Below are 18310 nucleotides of genomic sequence, written 5' to 3' on the forward strand. Positions count from 1 at the left end.
CGAAGCGGTCGAGAGCCAGGGAGACAACATGAGCCAGCACGCCGCCGACAGCCACGACCTGATCCGGGTCCACGGCGCGCGGGTGAACAACCTCAAAGACGTCAGCGTGGAGCTGCCGAAGCGCCGGCTCACGGTGTTCACCGGCGTCTCGGGCTCGGGAAAGAGCTCATTGGTCTTCGGTACGGTCGCCGCGGAGTCCCAGCGGCTGATCAACGAGACCTACAGCGCCTTCGTCCAGGGGTTCATGCCCTCCCTGGCACGGCCGGATGTCGACGTCCTCGAAGGGCTCACCACCGCGATCATCGTCGACCAGCAGCGGATGGGGGCCGACCCGCGCTCGACCGTGGGCACGGCCACCGACGCCAACGCGATGTTGCGCATCCTGTTCAGCCGCCTCGGGCAGCCCCACGTCGGGTCGCCCAACGCGTTCTCCTTCAACGTCCCCTCGGTCACCTCGGCCGGGTCGATCACGGTCGCGCGCGGCTCGGGCAAGACCGAGAAGCGCACGTTCAACATGGTCGGCGGCATGTGCCCGCGCTGCGAGGGCCGGGGGTCGGTCTCCGACATCGACCTCACGGAGATCTACGACGAGACCAAGTCGATCTCCGAGGGCGCGATCACCGTGCCCGGTTACAAGGTCGACAACATCTGGACGGTCAAGATCTTCGCCGAGTCGGGCTTCCTCGACCCCGACAAGCCGATCGGCAAGTACACGGAGAAGGAACTCCACGACTTCCTCTACAAGGAGCCGACCAAGGTCAAGGTCGAGGGCATCAACCTCACCTACGAGGGCCTGATCCCCAAGATCCAGAAGTCGATGTTGTCGAAGGACAAGGAGGCGATGCAGCCGCACATCCGCGCCTTCGTGGAGCGGGCGGTGACCTTCACCTCCTGTCCCGAGTGCGGCGGCACCCGGCTCGCCGAGCAGGCGAGGTCGTCCAAGATCAAGGGCATCAACATCGCCGACGCGTGCGCGATGGAGATCCGCGACCTGGCCGCCTGGGTGAAGAACCTCGACGAGCCGTCGGTCGCGCCGCTGCTCGACAAGTTGTCCCACACCCTCGACTCGTTCACCGAGATCGGCCTCGGCTACCTGTCCCTCGACCGCCCCTCGGGCACCCTCTCGGGCGGCGAGGCCCAGCGGGTCAAGATGGTCCGCCACCTGGGTTCCGCGCTGACCGACACCACCTACGTCTTCGACGAGCCGACCACCGGCCTCCACCCCCACGACATCCAGCGCATGAACGACCTGCTGCTCCGCCTGCGCGACAAGGGCAACACCGTCCTGGTCGTCGAGCACAAGCCGGAGACGATCGCCATCGCCGACCATGTCGTCGACCTCGGCCCCGGCGCCGGCTCGGCGGGCGGCACCGTCTGCTTCGAGGGCACCGTCGAGGGCCTGCGCTCCAGCGGCACGATCACCGGCCGCCACTTCGACGACCGCGCCTCCCTCAAGGATTCGGTACGCAAGCCGACCGGCCGCCTGGAGATCCGGGGAGCCGACGCCCACAATCTGAAGAAGGTCGACGTCGACATCCCGCTCGGCGTGCTCGTCGTGGTGACCGGCGTGGCCGGTTCGGGCAAGAGCTCGCTCGTGCACGGCTCGATCCCCCGCGGCGCGGGCGTGGTCTCCATCGACCAGAGCGCGATCAAGGGCTCGCGGCGCAGCAACCCGGCCACCTACACGGGCCTGCTCGAACCCATCCGCAAGGTCTTCGCCAAGGCCAACGGCGTCAAGCCCGCCCTGTTCTCCGCCAACTCCGAGGGCGCCTGCCCCGCGTGCAACGGCGCCGGGGTCATCTACACCGACCTCGGCATGATGGCCGGCGTGGCGACGACGTGCGACGAGTGCGAGGGCAGGCGGTTCGACGCGTCGGTGCTCGACTACAAGTTCGGCGGCAAGGACATCAGCGAGGTCCTCGCGATGTCGGTCACCGAGGCCGAGGCGTTCTTCCGCGAGGGCGAGGGCAAGATCCCGGCCGCCCACGCCATCCTCCAGCGCCTGGTCGACGTGGGCCTGGGTTACCTGGGCATCGGCCAGACCCTCACCAGCCTGTCGGGCGGCGAGCGCCAGCGCCTCAAGCTGGCGACCCACATGGCCGAGAAGGGCGGCACCTACGTCCTCGACGAGCCCACGGCCGGGCTTCACCTGGCCGACGTGGAACAACTGCTGGGCCTCCTCGACCGGCTGGTCGACTCGGGTAAGTCGGTCATCGTGGTCGAACACCACCAGGCGGTCATGGCCCACGCCGACTGGATCATCGACCTCGGTCCGGGCGCTGGCCACGACGGCGGCCGCATCGTGTTCGAGGGGACGCCGGCGGAACTGGTGGCGAAGCGGTCGACGCTCACAGGGGAACACCTGGCGGCTTACGTGGGGGCGTGAACCGGGCTTTCCGGTGTGACTTGCTCGGGTCCGTGGCGAGTGTGCGCATTCGGCAGCCCGGCAGAGATCGGTGGTGCGCATTCAGCGGCCCGGCGAAGTTCGGCAGTCCGTCGGATGTGCGCATTCAGCGGTCTGCCAGAAATGGCCGGTTGGCAGGGTCTGCGCATCTGGTGGTCTTCGAGGAATCAGCCGCCATCGGGTGGGGGCATTGGGCGGCTTGCCAGCCATCAGGCCCTGCCAGGTGTGCGCATTTGTCCGGTCGACAATCTGGGATCTTGGCGTTGTCGCCAACCATTCTGCTGAATCGGGCGTCCTTGCATATATGACGTTCTGGAGAAGAGGTCTGGCTGCCAGTGTCGCCGTCGCGGCCGGGATGGTGCTGGTCTCAGCCCCCGCCGACGCTGCTCCAAGGAAGCGCCCCGCACTGCCCGGTGACGTCAACGGCGACGGCCGGGCCGACGTCATCGCGGGCGCGCACCTGCTCAAGGCCGGTGGCAGGTCCGACGCCGGGGGCGTCGTCGTCTGGTTCGGCGGCGGCAAGGTGTCGGCCAAGACTCGGATCGCCTCGGCGTCCAAGCCGGTCGCGAAGGAGAACCTCGGGCGGGTCCTCGCGACCGCTGATTTCGATCGTGACGGCTATTCGGACGTCATCGCGTCGGGCCGGAAGAAATTGGTGATCTTTCGGGGATCGTCCACCGGGCTCAAATACTCCAAGTCGTTCGCCTGGCCGATCACCAATGCCCCGATGAAGGCCGCCGACTTCGACGGCGACGGATACGGTGACGTGGCCGTCCGGGGAAACAAGGAAATCGTCGTCTTCGAAGGCGGCAGCAAGGGATTGACGAAGTCGGGCACGCTGAAGAACGGTGCGGCGGAATTCGGGGCCGTCCTCGCGGTCGGTGACTTCACGGGTGACAAACGGCCCGACCTCCTGGCCACCGACTTCCGGCCGGCCCATCCGGACCCCGCCGGCCCGCAGCGGGTCTCCATCGTCCCCGGGGCGGCGGGCGGCCTGTCGATGTCGCGGGCCTTGGCGTTTCTTCCGGCCCGACCTGACGTCTTCGACATGGCCGTGGGCGACCTGAGCGGCGACGGCAAGGGCGACGTCGTGCTGGCGACCGGCGGCCAGGTGATCGTCCACCGGAGCCGGGGCGTGACGGTGGAAACGCCCCAGATCTTGTCCTTCTCCGATTTCCCGGGCAACCCCGCCATCGGCGACCTGGTCGGAGACGGCCGCGCCGATCTGGCCGTTCACGTCGCGGCAGAAAACCACGACTGGGTCGAGATCTACAAGGGGACCGCCGGGGGAGTGACGGCCAAGCCGGTCCGAACCCTCAAGAAGGAGAGCTACGAGACCCGGTTCGGCGCTGCCCTGGCCATCTCGAACGTGACCGGCGACAAGAGGCCCGACCTCGTCGTCGGGGTTCCGGGCGTTTATGGGGTCGGCCAGGTCCACGTGCTTCCGAACGGCGGCTACACCAACCTCCAGCGGCTCAAACTGGGCACGACCGGCGCCAACGGCCTGGGCTTCTCCCTTCCATAGCGCCACGACTGGCCTCGCTTCGACTGGCCTCGACTGGCCTCGTCACGGCGGTTTCGTCACGGTCGGCCCTGCCGCCGACCAGCCTCGACGCGACAGACCTCACCACGACTCCGCGAACGCCTTGAGCCGCCCTTGCAGCCTCCTGGAGTCGCGCGGCGGCAGCACGGCCAGAGCCGCGCAGAGTATGCCGTTCACCTGCGACATGTCCCGACAGCAGATGATGTAGCCGCAGCCGTAGGACGGCTCGAACAGACGCCGGTAAGGGTCGTGGACGAGGCTCTGCCACCCCTGGTAGGCGTCGGAGACCGCCCCTGGCCAAAGCCGTCCTCCTCCAAGCGGGCGAGGGCGAGACGGCCGCGGCGGGACAGGCCGGGCAGATAGGCCATGGGCTCGTCGAAGAGGGCGCACCGCGCAGGGCTCCTACGAGGCATGGGCCTTTCGGAAGATCGCCATGCCGTCGATTCTGTCAGTGGCTCTTCCTAGGGTCCAAGGCATGCGCGACGGGCTCATCTGGTGGTCGACGGAGAAGGCGACGTTCGGGCTGGTCGTCCGGGACGGCGTGGTCGTCGAGGCCGCGCCCTACGCCCGGCGCTGGGCCCGGGGCCGCAGGGCCGAGGAGGTCTTCCAAAAAGGCCGGGAAAGCGGGGGTGTCTCCGTCGAGTGGATCCCGGAACAATGACCCCATCATGGTGCGATTGCGGGTTTTGGGGCAGCTGGCGGCTTCCGTCGGAGACGCCCCGGTTGAGCTGGGAACGTTCCTTCAGCGGGCGGTGGTGGCCCGGCTGGTCGCCGAGGGCGGGCACATCGTGTCGGCCGATCGGTTCATCGAGGACCTGTGGCGGGAGCAGCCGCCGCCGAAGGCCCTCGGCGCGTTGCAGGTCTACATCTCGAACCTGCGGAGGATTCTCGAACCGGGCCGGGCACCCCGGACCCCGGCCACGGTCATCGTCTCCGCGCCCCCCGGCTACCGGCTCCGGCTCAAGCCCGAGGCGGTCGACGCCTGGCACTTTCCGAAGCTGGTCGACGAGGCGGTCGCCAGGCCCGACCCGAACGAGCGCATCCGGCTGCTCGACGACGCCCTCGCCCTCTGGACCGGCCCGGCCTTCGCCGAGTTCGCCGACGAGGAGTGGGCCGTGGCCGAGGCCGCGCAGCTCGACGAGCTCCGGCTGGTCGCCGTCGAATATCGGGTCGAGGCGGCCATCGCGCTGGGGCGGCACGCCGAGATCGTCGCCGAGCTCGACCGGCACGTCACGGCCCACCCGCTCAGGGAGAACGCCGTTCGGCTGCTCGCCCTGGCCTACTACCGGGCCGGACGGCAGCCCGAGGCGCTGGCGGTGATCCGGCGTACGCGCGAGACCCTCGCCGAGGAACTCGGCGTCGATCCGGGGCCCGCGCTGCGCACACTTGAGTCCGACATCCTCCACCAGACCGAGACCCTGCAGTTCACGCCGCCGCCCGAGCCGATCAGGGTCACTCCGGCGCGGGAGGCCGAGAGGGAGATCGTCGGACGCCGGGCCGAGCTCGACCGGCTCACCCGGGCCGCCGAGCAGGCCATGACCGGGTTCCGGGTGGCCTGGCTCGGGGGAGACGCCGGGTCGGGGAAGTCGACCGTGGCCGTCGCCCTGGCCAAGGCGCTCCAGGCCCGTGGCTGGGCGACGGCGGCGGGCCGGTGCCCCGAGACGGTCGGCGGTGTGCCGCCCGCCTGGGCCTGGTCGGAGGTGCTGCGGAGCCTCGTGCCGGGGCGGCCGCCGGCGCCCGCGCTCGTGCCCAAGCTGGCGCCGTTGCTGGCCGACGACGCCGAGCCGGTCGGGCAGTTCTGGCTGGCCCGCGCGGTGGGCGACTACCTGGCCGAGCTGACCGCGCCGCTGCTGGTGGTGCTGGAGGACGTGCACCGGGCCGACGACGAGACCCTCCACCTGCTGCGTCACCTCGCCACCCGGCTGGCGGGCACGCCGATCATGGTGCTGCTGACCCACCGGCCCGACGAGGCGACCACCGACCTGATGGCCACCGGGGCCGCGCTGGCCGCGCAGACCGCCGAGCATCTCACCCTCGAAGGGCTGGGGCCCGACGACATCGCCCAGTTGGTCTTCGACCGTTCGGGCGTGTCCATCGGCCCGGCCACGCTGGCCGTGCTGAACGAGCGGACCGGTGGGAACCCGCTGTTCGTCTCCGAGACCGCGCGGCTGCTGGCCGCCGAGGGCATGTCGGCCGTCTACCGGCTGCCTCCGGGCGTGCGCGACGTCATCCGCCGGCGCGTCGCCCGGCTGCCCGCCACCGCGCAGACCACGCTCAGAGACGCCGCCGTCGTCGGCCGTGACGCCGACGCCGACGTGCTGATCGCGATGCGCGACGCCGACGAGGACACCGTGCTCGACGGGCTGGAGGCGGGGGTGCTGTCGGGGCTGCTCACCGAGCCGCTCCCCGGTCAGGTCAGGTTCGCCCACGTGCTGGTCAGGGAGACGCTCTACGAGGACATCCCCCGGCTGCGCCGCATCCGGCTGCACGGCAAGGTCGTCGACGCCCTGGAGGCGACCCGCCCGGGCGACACGGGCGCGCTGGCTCACCACGCGCTGGCCGCCGCCACCGCCGCGACCGCCGCCCGCGCCGTCTCCTACGCGGCCAGGGCCGCGGAGAAGGCCACTTCCCTGTACGCCCACCGCGAGGCCGTCACCCTCCTCAGCGGCGCCGTGGAGATCGCTCCGGAAGACGAACGCCGGCTCGACCTCCAAAGCCGCCTGGTCTCCGCCCTCGCGCACGCCGGCGACGTCAACGCCGCCAAGAAGCTGCGGAGCGAGGCCCTCCCACTGGCCCGCCGCCTCGGCGACCGGGCCGCCACGATCCGCCTGATCACCTCGATCGACGTGCCGCTGATCTGGAGCATCGTCACCCACCACATCCTCGACCTCGACATGATCGAGGCCATCCGCGAGGTCCTGCCCGGCTCGGAGGGCGAGACGCGCTGCCGCCTGCTCGTGGCCCTGTGCCACGAGACCGAGCCCTACGGCGGGGAGCAACTCGAACGTGACAGCACGGAGGCGATCGAGATCGCCAAGGGGCTCGGCGATCCGCTGCTGCTGTGCATGGCGTACAACGCGCGTTACTGGGCCTGCGTGCACTCCGGCAAGAGCGCGCGGCTCGACCGGCTGGCCGACGACGTGATCGAGGTGGCCGAGGCCAACGGGTTGCCCGGATACCTCACGCTGGGCCGCTACATGAAGATCATGGTGGCGCTCGCCCAGGGCGACCGGGTCAGGGCCCGCCACTACGCCACGTTGTCCACCAGCAGCTCGACCAGCGGCCAGTTCACCCACCTGTTCGGCGTCTTCGCCCTGCTCGACTCGCTCGACCTCTACATCGAGGGCCGCTTCGACGAGGCCGAGCAGGCCGTCGCCGCGCTGGCCGCGCAGCTCGCCGCCATCGGCGACGGCAACGCCCTCGGCTTCGGCCTGCTGGCCCGGCTGGCCATCGGGATCACCCGCGGCGACATCGGCACGCTCATGGACGACTACGAGGCCGTCTGGAAGGACCTGGAGACCGTCCACGAGATCTACTCGCGGGCGCTGGTGGCCGCCGGGCGGATCGAGGAGGCCAGGGCCCGCTGGCGGCCCGACGAGCTGCCCTTCCCTGGCGTCTACCAGTCACTGGTGCTGACGATGCGGGCGCAGACCGCCATGGCCCTCGACCACCGTGAGGGCGCCCGCACGACCTACGAGCAGCTCACGCCGCTGGCCGGGGAGATGGCCGGGCTGGCCAGCGGCTCGGTCACCCACGGGCCGGTCGACCACTTCCTGGGCGACCTGGCCCGCTACCTGGGCGACGAGGCGGCCGCGCGCCGCCACTACGCGGCCGCCGTCGAGGTGGCGGAGAAGGTGGGCTCGGCGTTCTGGGCGGACCGGGCACGGGAGGAGCTCAGCCGAAGATGAGCCGCTGCCGCCGCCGGTGACCGGGGCGTAGCAGGGCCACCATCAGGGCGACCACCGGGCCGCCCATCCTCCTGATGCGCGCCATCTCCTCAGGGGTGGCGTACTGGCCTATCCAGCACAGGTCGAAGCGGATGTCGGCGCCCTTGCGGATCCGGGTCTCGGCGTCGGCCCAGTCCTTCTCGGTGACGTACTGGAGGACGACCGGGAAGATCCGGCGCTCCTCCTCCTCGATGTGCTCGTCGAGGAGCTCCGAGAGGCGCTTGAGGGCCAGGTGGAGGGGCTTGGCGTCGCCGCCGGCGGCGAACGCGTCCGCGGCGGCCCCGGCCTCGTTCAGCAGCGGGTCGAGCAGCGAGTGGTCCTCGGTCAGGTCGGCCAGATCGGCCGCGGCGCCCGCCGAGCGCTCGATCAGCGGCCACACGATCTCGTCCTCGCGCGTGTGGTGCTGGTGGATGGTGTGGGTGACCCGGCCCACGAAGTGGGCGATGGCCCTGGCCCGGGTGGGCGTGGTGGCCGTCAGGTGCTCGGTGAGGGCGACCAGGCGGTGCAGGTCGCCGCGCATGGCCCGGTGGATGATCCGGAGGCCGGTGAGATCGGGGGTCGTCATGCCCCGACGATGCGCCCCGGTGCTTAGCGGAGACCTGGGGTCTACTTGGTGTGGCGCATGGGGCGAAAATGACGGTGCGGGACGCTAGTTTGTCGGGCTATGAGGAGTCGATGGGTGGGGCCCGACGGCTACGCGATCGTGCCCGGGTTGTTCGGAGACCGTCAAGTGCTCCGCGTCGAACGGCATGGCCGCCACCTCGCCGACTGCTTCTCCGTCGACGAGGTCGCCCGCTTCGTCGACCTCGCCGACCTCTGTGAAGTCGTCTCCCTGCGGCCATAACAAACACCCTCAGGTAACGGTGATTTCCCGACCAGGCCGTTTACCGTCGAGACATGCGCCTGGTCACTGTGCTCGCCTTCTGTGTCGCGCTCGTCGCCTGCGGCTCCGCGCCCGACGGGATCCCGAGCCCGACGCCCCCGCCCGGGTCCACGTCGTCGGCACCGGACGTCTACGTGCTGAACTTCTTCGGCGACGAACAGGGTTCCCCCGCCAAGAAGCCGGCCGACCTGGTGATCTCCGAGTTCTCGACCATGAACAAGCTCCTGTGGGACAAGTGGGGCCCCGACACCGCCGTGGGCCGCGGCAAGCTGACCGGGAGCTGGTGCCTGCCCGACTGCCTGGAGCAGCCCTACGACGCCCGGATCACCCTCTCGACCCCCGTGGGGAAGGCCGGGCGCACCTACTTCAGCAGCTACGCCATCGAGCCCGACGACATGCAGTCTGCCCAGGAACAGGGCGCCGACCTGGTTGGGACACTCCAGACGCCGTAGCCGTCCGATTGGATTTCGCATCCACTGCGGGGGACGTGTATGGTTTACCTGTCCGGGAACGCGAGAGCGAACACCGGGCCCGCCCCTATAGCTCAGTCGGCAGAGCGTCTCCATGGTAAGGAGAAGGTCAACGGTTCGATTCCGTTTGGGGGCTCCAAAGTCAACAGGTCCTATCCGATGAATTCGGGTGGGGCTTTTGGCTTGGCGGGTGAAAACCAATCCCCGCGAAAGTGATTTGAGGATTCACCCGTGAATTCTCAAACCCGTTCCCCGGCGAAATACCGCGTGTGTGGCACTCGCATGGGTCGGGTATCCTTGCGTGGCCGGTCAGTTTTCGTCGGCCTCCAGGCGGAGTAGCTCAGTCAGGCAGAGCAAACGGCTCATAATCGTTGTGTCGCCGGTTCAAGTCCGGCCTCCGCTACTACCCTTCCGGGCACCCTTCACAGGGACCGGTTCGGGTTGTCCAGTAGTCCCAGACGTAGAAAGGCACTCCCACGTGGCTGCCACCGACGTTAGGCCGAAGATCACGCTGGCCTGCCAGGAGTGCAAGCACCGCAACTACATCACGCGGAAGAACCGGCGCAACGACCCGGATCGGCTTGAGCTGAAGAAGTACTGCCCCAACTGCAAGACTCACCAGGCTCACCGCGAGACCCGCTAGTTCCCGACGCCCGGCGGCCCCCCAGCCGCAGGCGTGGTGTGCTTGAGGCAGATTTACCAACACGAGCCACGGCGGCTTAGGCCGCCTGCGACTCCTGTCTGTCAGACGAATCAGAACGCGAGCCACGACCGGTCTTCGGCCGTCCGCGTCTCCTGTCTGTCAGGCAGATTCACAACGCGAAAACCGGCGACGCCAATCAGGGCCGCCGGTTAGTCGCGTTTCCATCGGCGATACCTCCTCGGTTATCGGACCGTTCGGCCGTACGGTAGAACTGGTCGTCCAGCAGTACTGATCAACCACGAGGAGCGCCCCGATGGCGTTGAATCGCGACTTCATTGGGCGGGCGTACTCGTCGCCCACGCCCTACGAGGTCAGCCGCCTGAAGATCAAGGAGTTCGCCGCCGCGATCGGCGACGCGAACCCGATCTACCGTGACGCCGAGGCCGCCAAGGCCGCCGGGCACCCCGACGTGGTCGCCCCGCCCACCTTCCCGATCGTGTTCGCCCTGGCGGGCGCCGGCGAGGGCCTCAACGACCCCGAGTTCGGGCTCGACTGGTCGATGGTCGTCCACGGTGAGCAGCGGTTCACCTACGACCGGCCGATCTACGCCGGCGACCGGCTCCTGTGCACCTCGACGATCTCCGAGATCCGCTCGGTGGGCCGCAACGAGTTCATCACCGTGCGCGGCGACGTCACCACGGTCGACGGCGACCCCGTGTGCACCAGCTTCAACGTCATCGTCGAGCGCGGAGGGGCGAAGTAACCATGGGCGCCACCATCAAGTGGGACGAGGTCGAGCAGGGCCAGGAGCTGCCCGCCGCCGAATACCAGGTCCAGCGGCTCAACCTGGTGATGTACGCCGGCGCGTCCGGCGACTTCAACCCCATCCACTGGAACGAGCGGTACGCGAAGTCCGTCGGCCTGCCCGACGTCATCGCCCACGGCATGTACACGATGGCCCAGGGCGGCCGTTACGTCACCGACTGGGCCGGCGACCCGGCCGCCGTCGTCGACTACGGCGTGCGGTTCTCGTCGATGGTGGTCGTGCCCGACGACGACAAGGGCGCCACGATCAGCGTCTCCGGGATCATCGAGGAGAAACTGCCCGACAAGCGGGTGGTCGTCGTGCTGACCGCCAGGTCGGGCGACTCGCGGGTGCTCTCCAAGGCCAGGGCCGTGGTTCAGCTCGCCTGATCGTGATCAGCACTGTGTGGGTGGCACTGTGTGGGTGGCGCTCCCGGCTTGAGGCCGTAGTTCAGCTTGCCTGAGCGTGGGTAGCGCTCCCCATGTGAGCACACCACCGCCGAACGTCATCGAAATCGCCGAACGCCGTGCCGCCGCCCGAGCCGACAACGACTTCGAGGCGGCCGACCGGCTGCGTCACGAACTCGCCGAGGCGGGCTGGGACGTCTACGACACGCCCGCCGGCGGCTTCGAGCTGACCGAACGCCCCCGTTACGAGATCTGGCCGAGCGTCCGGTCGATCCCGGTGTCGTCGATCGTCGCGGGCCGCCCGCCCGGCGATCCCGATCCGAAGTCGACCGTGCCCTACCCGGGCTCGATCACCGAGACCGCGCTCAACGACGCGGGCGTCCCCTCGATGGCCGCCTCGCAGGCCCTCTGGGACGGCGCGCTGGCCACCTCCCGGGTCGACCGGCAGATCGACATCCCGAAGCTGACCGCCTCGGTGGCGCTGCTGGCCGACGGGTGGCCCGCCGACGTGCGGGCCTGCGTCTCGGCGGTGCTCGCGCACAGCGACGCCGGAGTCATCGCGCTCGACCTCGGGAACGTCGACGGCGCCGGAGACGCCCTCCACGAACTGGCCGAGGCCCATCCCGACCGGGTCCGGGTCTGGCACGTCGCCGAGAAGCCCCACTGGCGCGGCGGAACCGCCGAGTGGGGCCCGGCCCGCACCAAACTGCTCCAGCTCGACACCGCCGACGTCCACGTGGTCATGGAGACCTCGACGATCCTCGAAGGCGACGCGATCAGGCCGCTGCTGCGGGCGCTGGAGGTGCCCGACGTGGTCGGGGCCGGGTGGAAGGGCGTCGAACCCGAGCCGGGCGGCACCGAGTGGCACGACGCGGGGGCCGGCGAGGTCACCGCGCTGCTCGGCTACCTGTTCGCGGTGAACCGGGCCAAGGCCCTGCGGGTCGGCGGATTCCCCGAGCACGCGCGCTTCTACCGCAACGCCGACCTGGAGTTCTCCCTCATGCTGCCGGGACGTCTGGTCGTACCGGAGAAGGACCTGCCGGTACGCCAGGCCCGCCACCGGGGCTATTTCGACACCGAGGCCGGATATCGCGACGAGGAGTCGAAGCGGACCTACGACAGAGTGCTCGATCTGCTCCGCCGTTAGGCTGGCGCCCATGGAAGAGGGGGTGCGGCTGGCGCCGTACACGACGTTGCGGCTGGGCGGATACGCGCGGGCCTTCGCCACCGCCGAGACCGAGGAGCGGCTCGTCGAGCTGGTCTCCGAGGCCGACCGGCGCGGTGAGCCGGTGCTGATCCTCGGCGGGGGGAGCAATCTCGTGCTCTCCGACGCCGGGTTCGACGGCCTGGTGGTCAAGGTCGGCACACGCGGGATCGCGACCTACGGCGGCCTGGTGACGGCCGCCGCGGGGGAGGACTGGGATCCGCTCGTCGAGCGCTGCGTGGCCGAGGGGCTGTCCGGGGTCGAGTGCCTGTCGGGCATCCCCGGCCTGGTCGGGTCGACCCCGATCCAGAACGTGGGCGCCTACGGGCAGGACGTCTCGCAGACCATCGTCGCCGTCCGCGTCTTCGACCGCCGCCGCCGGGAGATCGTCGACCTGGAGGCCGCGCAGTGCGGGTTCGCCTACCGCGACAGCGCCTTCAAGGGCGCCCTCGACCGGTTCGTGGTGCTCTCGGTGACGTACAACCTGGAGAACGACGAGTTGTCGCAGCCGCTGGCCTACGCGGAACTGGCCCGGAGCCTCGGCGCCGAGCCCGGTCAGCGGGTGCCGCTGGCCCAGGCTCGCGCGAGGGTGCTGGAGCTGCGCCGGGGCAAGGGCATGGTGCTCGACCCCGACGACCCCGACACCGTCAGCGCCGGGTCGTTCTTCACCAATCCGATCCTGGGCCGGGCGCAGGCCGACGAGCTCGAGAAGCTGGCCCCCGGCTATCCGCGCTGGCCCGCCGGCGACGACGCGGTGAAGGTCCCGGCCGCGTGGCTGATCGAGAACGCCGGGTTCCACAAGGGCTACGCGAAGGGCCCGGTCAGGTTGTCGACCAAGCACACCCTCGCCCTCACCAACCCCACCGGTGAGGCCACGGCCGAAGAACTCCTGGAGCTTGCCCGAGAAGTCCGGGATGGGGTCAAAGCGAAGTTCGGGGTGACCCTGGTGAATGAACCCGTGATGATAGGCGTTAGTCTGTGAGACAGCCCGAAGGGGAGTAGTCCACAACACCGCCGGTCGACACACTGACGCACGCGTTCGATGAAAAGCGTGCGTCCGGCCGCGGGGGCCCGTGTGGCGGACGAGACCTTCGGCCCGACAGTGTTACCACGCTGCCGGGCCGAAGTGATGCTCCCCGGCAGAACTCGGCCCGGTCGCGCTGATGCGAAAGGCGACCCCGAGTGGAAGCGTTCTGGATCTCCCTCGCCGTGATCTTCGTGGCGGAGCTGGGCGACAAGAGCCAGCTCATGGCCATGACCTTCGCCACCAGGTTCCGGCCCCTTCCGGTCCTGGCCGGCATCACGATCGCGACGACCGTCGTCCACCTGTTCTCCGTCGCGCTCGGCGGTCTCATCGGTGACCACCTCCCGACCACCGCGATCTCCATCGTGGCCGGCCTCGCGTTCCTCGGCTTCGCGGCCTGGACGCTGCGCGGCGACGCCCTCACCGACGAGGAGGCCGCGAAGGCCAAGCGGGCCACCAAGTCGGTGCTGCTGGCCGTGACGGTCGCGTTCTTCCTGAGCGAGCTCGGCGACAAGACCATGCTCGCCACCATCACCCTGGCCACCCAGTACGGCTGGGTCGGCACCTGGATCGGCTCGACGGTCGGCATGGTGGCCGCCGACGCCCTGGCCATCGTGGTCGGCGGCCTGCTGGGCCGGCACCTGCCGGAGAAGTGGATCAGGTATGGCGCCGCCGCCGCGTTCGCCGTCTTCGGCGTGCTCCTGCTGCTGGAGCCGCTGTGGGGCTAGTTGAGCAGTGACATCCGGTGGGCCGCCGCGGCGGCCTCGCCTCGGGTCGAGACGCTCAGCTTGGCCAGGATGTTCGAGACGTGGACGCTGGCGGTCTTCGCCGAGATCGTCAGCGTCTGGGCGATGTCGCGGTTCGACCGGCCCTCGGTGAGCAGCCGCAGCACCTCGACCTCGCGCGGCGTCAGCAGGGCGGCCGTCTCGGCCGGCGTGTCGGTCAGGGCGATGCCCGACCGGCGGGCCAGCGCCTCGATCTGGTCCCTCATGGGGGCGGCGCACAGGTCGGTCGCGATGGCGTGCGCCTCCCGCAGGCGGACCGCGGCGGCGTCGCGGTCGAGGCCGTGCGCGGCCATGATCAGGTTGCGGGCCCGCTGGTAGGGCCGTCTCAGGACGGCCCAGCAGGCCGCGGCGCCGTCGAAGTCGCGCCGGCACTCCCGCTCGTAGGCATCGCTGATCGGGCCCTTGGCGACCATGGCGGTCCGGAACTCGTCGGCCCGCTCACGCAGGGCCCTGGCCCGGTTGGGGCTGATGGGCAGCGCGGCGTCGCTCACCCGGTAGATCATCGCCAGCAGGCGCCAGCCGAGCATCGGCTTGCGTGACAGCGGGATCGCGCCCAGGGCGATCTCGGCCCTGGTCAGGGCCGCTTCCGGATCGCCGTTCAGCAGGTGCCATTGCAGTGACAGCCGGGTGTTGAGGGTGCGTTCCTGGGTCCAGTCCTCGGGACGGTCGGACAGCGCGCCCACCTCGGTCAGGTCGGCGAGGGTCTGCTCCAGCTCGCCTCTGGCCATGCCGATCTGCGAGCGGACCCGCAGCAGGTGCCAGCGGTTGAGCGGGGACGGGTCGAAGATCAACGACCGGTTGATGACGTCGAGGGCCTCGTTCCAGCGGCCCAGCGATTCGAGCGCCTCGGCCCGGTTGTTGGCGATGAAGACGCCCTGGTTGCGGTAACGGCCGTACTTCCTGGCCAGTTTCTCGCCCTCGACCGCCAGTGCGACGGCCTCTTCCGAGCGGCCCAGGTTCTCGAGCGCGTCGACGTTGTTGGCCAGCGCCCGCAGCACGACCTGGCCCGACTTCACGCGGGTGCCGATGGCCTGGGCGCGGGAGTTGGTGGCCAGCGCGGCCTCCAGGTCGTCGCTGATGGAGTGGCCGAGCGCGAGGTTCATCAGGAGGTCGGCCTCGCGGCGTTCGTCGCCCATCTCGCGGGCGTTCCTGAGCGCCTCCTGGGTCAGCGCGGTGCCCTCGACGATCTCGTCGGCCATGATCAGCAGCGTGCCGAGCCGGGTCAGCACCAGCGTGCGGGTCTCGCTGGGCAGCGGGACCAGCCGTTCGGCCCGGCGCAGGTCCTCGATCGCGCCGGGGCGGCCCCGGTGTTTCTTGCAGTTGGCCATCCGGACCAGCAGCTCGGCGACCCGCTCGGGCGCGGTGGCGTCGTCGAGTTCGGCCAGCGCGGCCTTCACGTACTTCATCGCCCGGTCGATGTCGCCGGCCGCGAGCGCGCCCTCGGAGGCCCGCTCCAGCACGGTGGCGTGGTCGGCCCCGATGCGCTGCGCGGCGTCGGGGACCTTGTCCCAGAGCATGAGCACCCGTTCGAGCAGCTGCACCTTCTCCGTGTACGCGAACGCCATGTGCGCCTTCGCGGAGGCCTCCCAGGCCGAGATGAGCGCCCAGAGGTCGTTCCTGGCCGAGTGCCAGTGGTGGGCGATCTCGATGGCCGCCCGTCCCTGCGGGACCAGGGTGCGGTCGCGGTCGATCTCCTCGGCGAAGCGGGAGTGCAGCCGGGTGTGCTCCCCGGGCAGCAGTTCGTCGTGGACGGCCTCGCGGATCAGGGCGTGCCGGAAGGTGTAGGCGCGGCCGTCGCTGATCTGGATCACGTTGCCCGCCACGGCGGGCCTGATCGCGTCCTCCAGGTCGGCCGCAGGCAGGCCGCTGACCGCGCAGAGCAGATCGTGACCGACCCGGTTGCCCCCGGCGGCGGCGATGCGCAGCACCCGCTGGGTCTCCTCGGGCAGCCGCTCCACCTGGCCGATGATCAGGTCGTGCAGCGACTCGGGGAGGGTCTCGCCGCCGAGGCAGTCGAGCAGCGCCTCGACGAACAGCGGGATGCCCGCGCTGCGGTCGAAGACCGTCGAGACCCGGCTGTAGGTGGGCGTGGTGCCGAGGATGGCGGCCATCTGGCGGGCCACCTCGTCTTCGGTGAAGCGGGGCACCTCGATCTTGGCGACCCCGCCGACCCGGTTGAGTTCGGCGAGCACCGGCCGGAGCGGATGGGTGCGGTGAAGTTCGTCCGACCGGTACGTCAGCACCATGAGCATCGGGATCGCCGAGACGTTCCGGCTCAGGAAGGCGATGAGGTCACGGCTCGACCGGTCGGCCCAGTGGACGTCCTCGATGACCAGGACCATCGGGCGGCGCTCGGCGAGCCGTTCCAGCAACGTCAGTATCTGTTCGAACAGGCGGGCCCTGGCCGTGTCGGTCTCGATGTCGCCCCCCGGCTCACCGAACTCCGGCAGCAGCCGGGCCAGGTCCCGGGCCGCGCCCTCGGGCAGCAGCGCCGCGACGTCCGCGGCCCCCATGTCGCGGACGAGCTGGCGCAGCACCGCCGTGAAGGGCGCGTACGCGAGACCTTCTGTGGACAACTCGACACAACCGCCGACGAAGACCTGCGCTCCATCGGCGGCGGCCTGCTCGGCGAACCGCGTGACCAGCCGGGTCTTGCCGACCCCCGCCTCACCACCCACGAGGACGGCGGCGGCGGCCTGCTCACGGGCCTGGTCGAAGATCTCGCCGAGCGACTTCAGCTCGGTCTCCCGTCCGACGAAGACGGGGCTAACGGCCCGACCCATCATGTCGTCCAGCATGTCACGCCTACTCGGTGGGATTCGCGCCTATTTACGGGGGTTGAGATGCCAGGCCGGGAGGGAGGTTCCGGCCTGGCATCTTGACGGGCGTCACTGGGAACGGAACTTGCCGAGGCTCGCCCGGAGCCGGTGATGCCCTCCCCGCTCGCGCGTCTTCTCCGCCTCGCGGACGCGGCGGTAGGTGGTCGCCTCGTTCTGGAGCTCGGCGACGCGGTTGATGATGATCTGGTAGTGCAGCTCGGGAGCCATCTGGCTTTCTCCTGTCAGTTCGTCTTCCTTACACACTCAAGATTCGTCCTAAGACCCCCTCCGCCACATCGGGCGGATGCCTTATCTCCCGTGGGCGGGGTGTGGATTAGTACCTAAGACCCCGCTTAGGGCGGTTGTGAGATGTGCCAAAAACGGGCCGGCAGTGTCGTGAGCACCCGGTTTGGCATCGTTCAGCCAGGTCGGCGATGCTGGGGAGGTGTCAATTCCGACTGCCTCGTCCAACGCCTCGCTCCGGGCGTCCCTGCACGGACTGCCCGGCGTCGACCGGGTCGGCGCCGACGCCAGGGCCGCCGGGCTGGGCACCCGATCGATCAAGACCACGGCCAAACGCCAGGCCATCGACATGGCCATCTCCATGGTCGACCTCACGACCCTGGAGGGGGCCGACACCCGGGGCAAGGTCCGGGCGATGTGCGCCAAGGCCGTCCACCCCGACCCGACCGACCCCACGGTGCCGAAGGTCGCGGCGGTCTGCGTCTACCCCGACCTGGTGGCCGAGGCCCGTGACGTCGTCGGCTCGTCGGGGGTGAAGGTGGCCTCCGTCGCCACCGCGTTCCCCAGCGGGCGCTCCTCCCTTGAGGTGAAGGTCGCCGACACGGCCATGGCGGTCGCCGCCGGGGCCGACGAGATCGACATGGTCATCGACCGGGGCGCGTTCCTGTCGGGTGACTACCTGAAGGTCTTCGAGGAGATCCAGGCGGTCAAGGAGGCCTGCGGCGAGGCCCACCTGAAGGTCATCCTGGAGACGGGCGAGCTGGCCACCTACGACAACGTGCGACGGGCGTCGTGGCTGGCCATGATGGCCGGGGGAGACTTCATCAAGACGTCCACCGGAAAGGTGCAACCGGCCGCCACGCTGCCGGTGACGCTGGTCATGCTGGAGGCGGTGCGCGACTTCCGCGACCGTGAGGGCCGCATGGTGGGGGTCAAGCCGGCGGGTGGCATCCGTACGACCAAAGACGCGATCAAGATGCTCGTGCTGGTCAACGAGACCGCCGGGCCCGACTGGCTCGACCCCGACTGGTTCCGGCTCGGCGCGTCGTCGGTCCTCAACGACCTGCTGATGCAGCGTCAGAAGCTCACCACCGGCCGTTACGCCGGCCCCGACTACTTCACCCTGGACTGAG

Annotated in this window: 16 protein-coding genes and 2 tRNA genes; 15 read left to right on the top strand and 3 right to left on the bottom strand. The window is 69.8% G+C overall.

Translation table 11 applies throughout. From position 1 onward, the window contains the following. The first annotated feature begins 28 nt into the window (after positions 1-28). The 4 genes from GT755_RS26295 (at position 29) to GT755_RS26310 (ending at position 7855) form a co-directional block, all read left to right on the top strand. On the top strand, positions 29-2386 hold the full coding sequence (locus GT755_RS26295; RefSeq protein WP_161482305.1) for an ATP-binding cassette domain-containing protein: 2358 nt from the start codon (positions 29-31) through the stop codon (positions 2384-2386). Positions 2387-2708: 322 nt separating this feature from the next. Continuing rightward, a complete protein-coding gene (locus tag GT755_RS26300; RefSeq protein ID WP_161482306.1) occupies positions 2709-3929 on the top strand; it encodes an FG-GAP repeat domain-containing protein in 1221 nt (406 codons plus the stop codon). A gap of 493 nt (positions 3930-4422) precedes the next feature. After that, on the top strand, positions 4423-4608 hold the full coding sequence (locus GT755_RS26305) for a hypothetical protein (protein WP_161482307.1): 186 nt from the start codon (positions 4423-4425) through the stop codon (positions 4606-4608). Positions 4609-4615: 7 nt separating this feature from the next. Continuing rightward, a complete protein-coding gene (locus GT755_RS26310) occupies positions 4616-7855 on the top strand; it encodes a BTAD domain-containing putative transcriptional regulator (RefSeq protein ID WP_161482308.1) in 3240 nt (1079 codons plus the stop codon). On the opposite strand, the gene GT755_RS26315 is transcribed toward GT755_RS26310, so the two are convergent. Beyond that, a complete protein-coding gene (locus GT755_RS26315; RefSeq protein ID WP_161482309.1) occupies positions 7842-8459 on the bottom strand; it encodes a hemerythrin domain-containing protein in 618 nt (205 codons plus the stop codon). The two genes, GT755_RS26310 and GT755_RS26315, sit on opposite strands and share 14 nt — an antisense overlap. Positions 8460-8558: 99 nt before the next feature. On the opposite strand from GT755_RS26315, the gene GT755_RS26320 reads away from it, so the two are divergent. From GT755_RS26320 to GT755_RS26365, 10 genes are all read left to right on the top strand, one after another. After that, entirely contained in the window at positions 8559-8738 is a 180-nt protein-coding gene (locus GT755_RS26320) for a transposase (protein ID WP_137248620.1), read from the top strand. 53 nt (positions 8739-8791) lie between these two features. Continuing rightward, positions 8792-9229 carry a hypothetical protein gene (locus tag GT755_RS26325; protein ID WP_161482310.1) on the top strand — a complete coding sequence of 146 codons (438 nt, stop codon included), beginning with the start codon at positions 8792-8794 and terminating at the stop codon, positions 9227-9229. Positions 9230-9310: 81 nt separating this feature from the next. After that, a tRNA-Thr gene (locus tag GT755_RS26330) sits at positions 9311-9386 on the top strand. Between the two features lie 190 nt (positions 9387-9576). Then, positions 9577-9650: transfer RNA gene (locus GT755_RS26335), tRNA-Met, on the top strand. Between the two features lie 75 nt (positions 9651-9725). After that, positions 9726-9890 carry a 50S ribosomal protein L33 gene (rpmG, locus tag GT755_RS26340; protein ID WP_030921771.1) on the top strand — a complete coding sequence of 55 codons (165 nt, stop codon included), beginning with the start codon at positions 9726-9728 and terminating at the stop codon, positions 9888-9890. 313 nt (positions 9891-10203) lie between these two features. After that, complete coding sequence (locus tag GT755_RS26345) at positions 10204-10653, top strand: MaoC family dehydratase N-terminal domain-containing protein (protein WP_161482311.1); 450 nt, start codon at positions 10204-10206, stop codon at positions 10651-10653. A gap of 2 nt (positions 10654-10655) precedes the next feature. After that, positions 10656-11084, top strand: coding sequence for a MaoC family dehydratase (locus GT755_RS26350; RefSeq protein ID WP_161482312.1), 429 nt, complete (start codon positions 10656-10658; stop codon positions 11082-11084). Between the two features lie 94 nt (positions 11085-11178). Beyond that, positions 11179-12249 (top strand): hypothetical protein, encoded by a 1071-nt coding sequence (locus tag GT755_RS26355; protein ID WP_161482313.1) that lies wholly within the window; start codon positions 11179-11181, stop codon positions 12247-12249. Positions 12250-12259: 10 nt separating this feature from the next. Beyond that, positions 12260-13288 (top strand): UDP-N-acetylmuramate dehydrogenase, encoded by a 1029-nt coding sequence (locus tag GT755_RS26360; RefSeq protein WP_161482314.1) that lies wholly within the window; start codon positions 12260-12262, stop codon positions 13286-13288. A gap of 200 nt (positions 13289-13488) precedes the next feature. Continuing rightward, positions 13489-14058: a TMEM165/GDT1 family protein gene (locus GT755_RS26365; RefSeq protein ID WP_161482315.1), complete on the top strand. Its 570-nt coding sequence runs from the start codon at positions 13489-13491 to the stop codon at positions 14056-14058. Here the strand turns inward: GT755_RS26365 and GT755_RS26370 are convergent. Both GT755_RS26370 and GT755_RS26375 read right to left on the bottom strand, forming a co-directional pair. Continuing rightward, entirely contained in the window at positions 14055-16901 is a 2847-nt protein-coding gene (locus GT755_RS26370) for a helix-turn-helix transcriptional regulator (RefSeq protein WP_235967380.1), read from the bottom strand. The genes GT755_RS26365 and GT755_RS26370 overlap by 4 nt on opposite strands. A 102-nt stretch (positions 16902-17003) precedes the next feature. Further along, entirely contained in the window at positions 17004-17162 is a 159-nt protein-coding gene (locus GT755_RS26375; protein WP_156046160.1) for a hypothetical protein, read from the bottom strand. 217 nt (positions 17163-17379) lie between these two features. Here GT755_RS26375 and deoC point away from each other — a divergent pair, with 217 nt between their 5' ends. Continuing rightward, positions 17380-18309 (top strand): deoxyribose-phosphate aldolase, encoded by a 930-nt coding sequence (gene deoC / locus GT755_RS26380; protein ID WP_030456996.1) that lies wholly within the window; start codon positions 17380-17382, stop codon positions 18307-18309. Position 18310: the final 1 nt, after the last annotated feature.

Source organism: Herbidospora solisilvae (genome assembly GCF_009901565.1).
Lineage (GTDB): Bacteria > Actinomycetota > Actinomycetes > Streptosporangiales > Streptosporangiaceae > Herbidospora > Herbidospora solisilvae.

What these genes read in the sequence shown, in the direction of transcription:
- GT755_RS26360 (WP_161482314.1), top strand. Translation starts at nt 12,260, where the DNA reads ATGGAAGAGGGGGTGCGGCTGGCGCCGTACACGACGTTGCGGCTGGGC.
- GT755_RS26325 (WP_161482310.1), top strand. Translation starts at nt 8,792, where the DNA reads ATGCGCCTGGTCACTGTGCTCGCCTTCTGTGTCGCGCTCGTCGCCTGC.
- GT755_RS26370 (WP_235967380.1), bottom strand. Translation starts at nt 16,901, where the DNA reads ATGATGGGTCGGGCCGTTAGCCCCGTCTTCGTCGGACGGGAGACCGAG.
- GT755_RS26300 (WP_161482306.1), top strand. Translation starts at nt 2,709, where the DNA reads ATGACGTTCTGGAGAAGAGGTCTGGCTGCCAGTGTCGCCGTCGCGGCC.
- GT755_RS26305 (WP_161482307.1), top strand. Translation starts at nt 4,423, where the DNA reads ATGCGCGACGGGCTCATCTGGTGGTCGACGGAGAAGGCGACGTTCGGG.
- GT755_RS26345 (WP_161482311.1), top strand. Translation starts at nt 10,204, where the DNA reads ATGGCGTTGAATCGCGACTTCATTGGGCGGGCGTACTCGTCGCCCACG.
- GT755_RS26320 (WP_137248620.1), top strand. Translation starts at nt 8,559, where the DNA reads ATGAGGAGTCGATGGGTGGGGCCCGACGGCTACGCGATCGTGCCCGGG.
- GT755_RS26375 (WP_156046160.1), bottom strand. Translation starts at nt 17,162, where the DNA reads ATGGCTCCCGAGCTGCACTACCAGATCATCATCAACCGCGTCGCCGAG.
- GT755_RS26295 (WP_161482305.1), top strand. Translation starts at nt 29, where the DNA reads ATGAGCCAGCACGCCGCCGACAGCCACGACCTGATCCGGGTCCACGGC.
- GT755_RS26315 (WP_161482309.1), bottom strand. Translation starts at nt 8,459, where the DNA reads ATGACGACCCCCGATCTCACCGGCCTCCGGATCATCCACCGGGCCATG.
- GT755_RS26350 (WP_161482312.1), top strand. Translation starts at nt 10,656, where the DNA reads ATGGGCGCCACCATCAAGTGGGACGAGGTCGAGCAGGGCCAGGAGCTG.
- GT755_RS26310 (WP_161482308.1), top strand. Translation starts at nt 4,616, where the DNA reads ATGGTGCGATTGCGGGTTTTGGGGCAGCTGGCGGCTTCCGTCGGAGAC.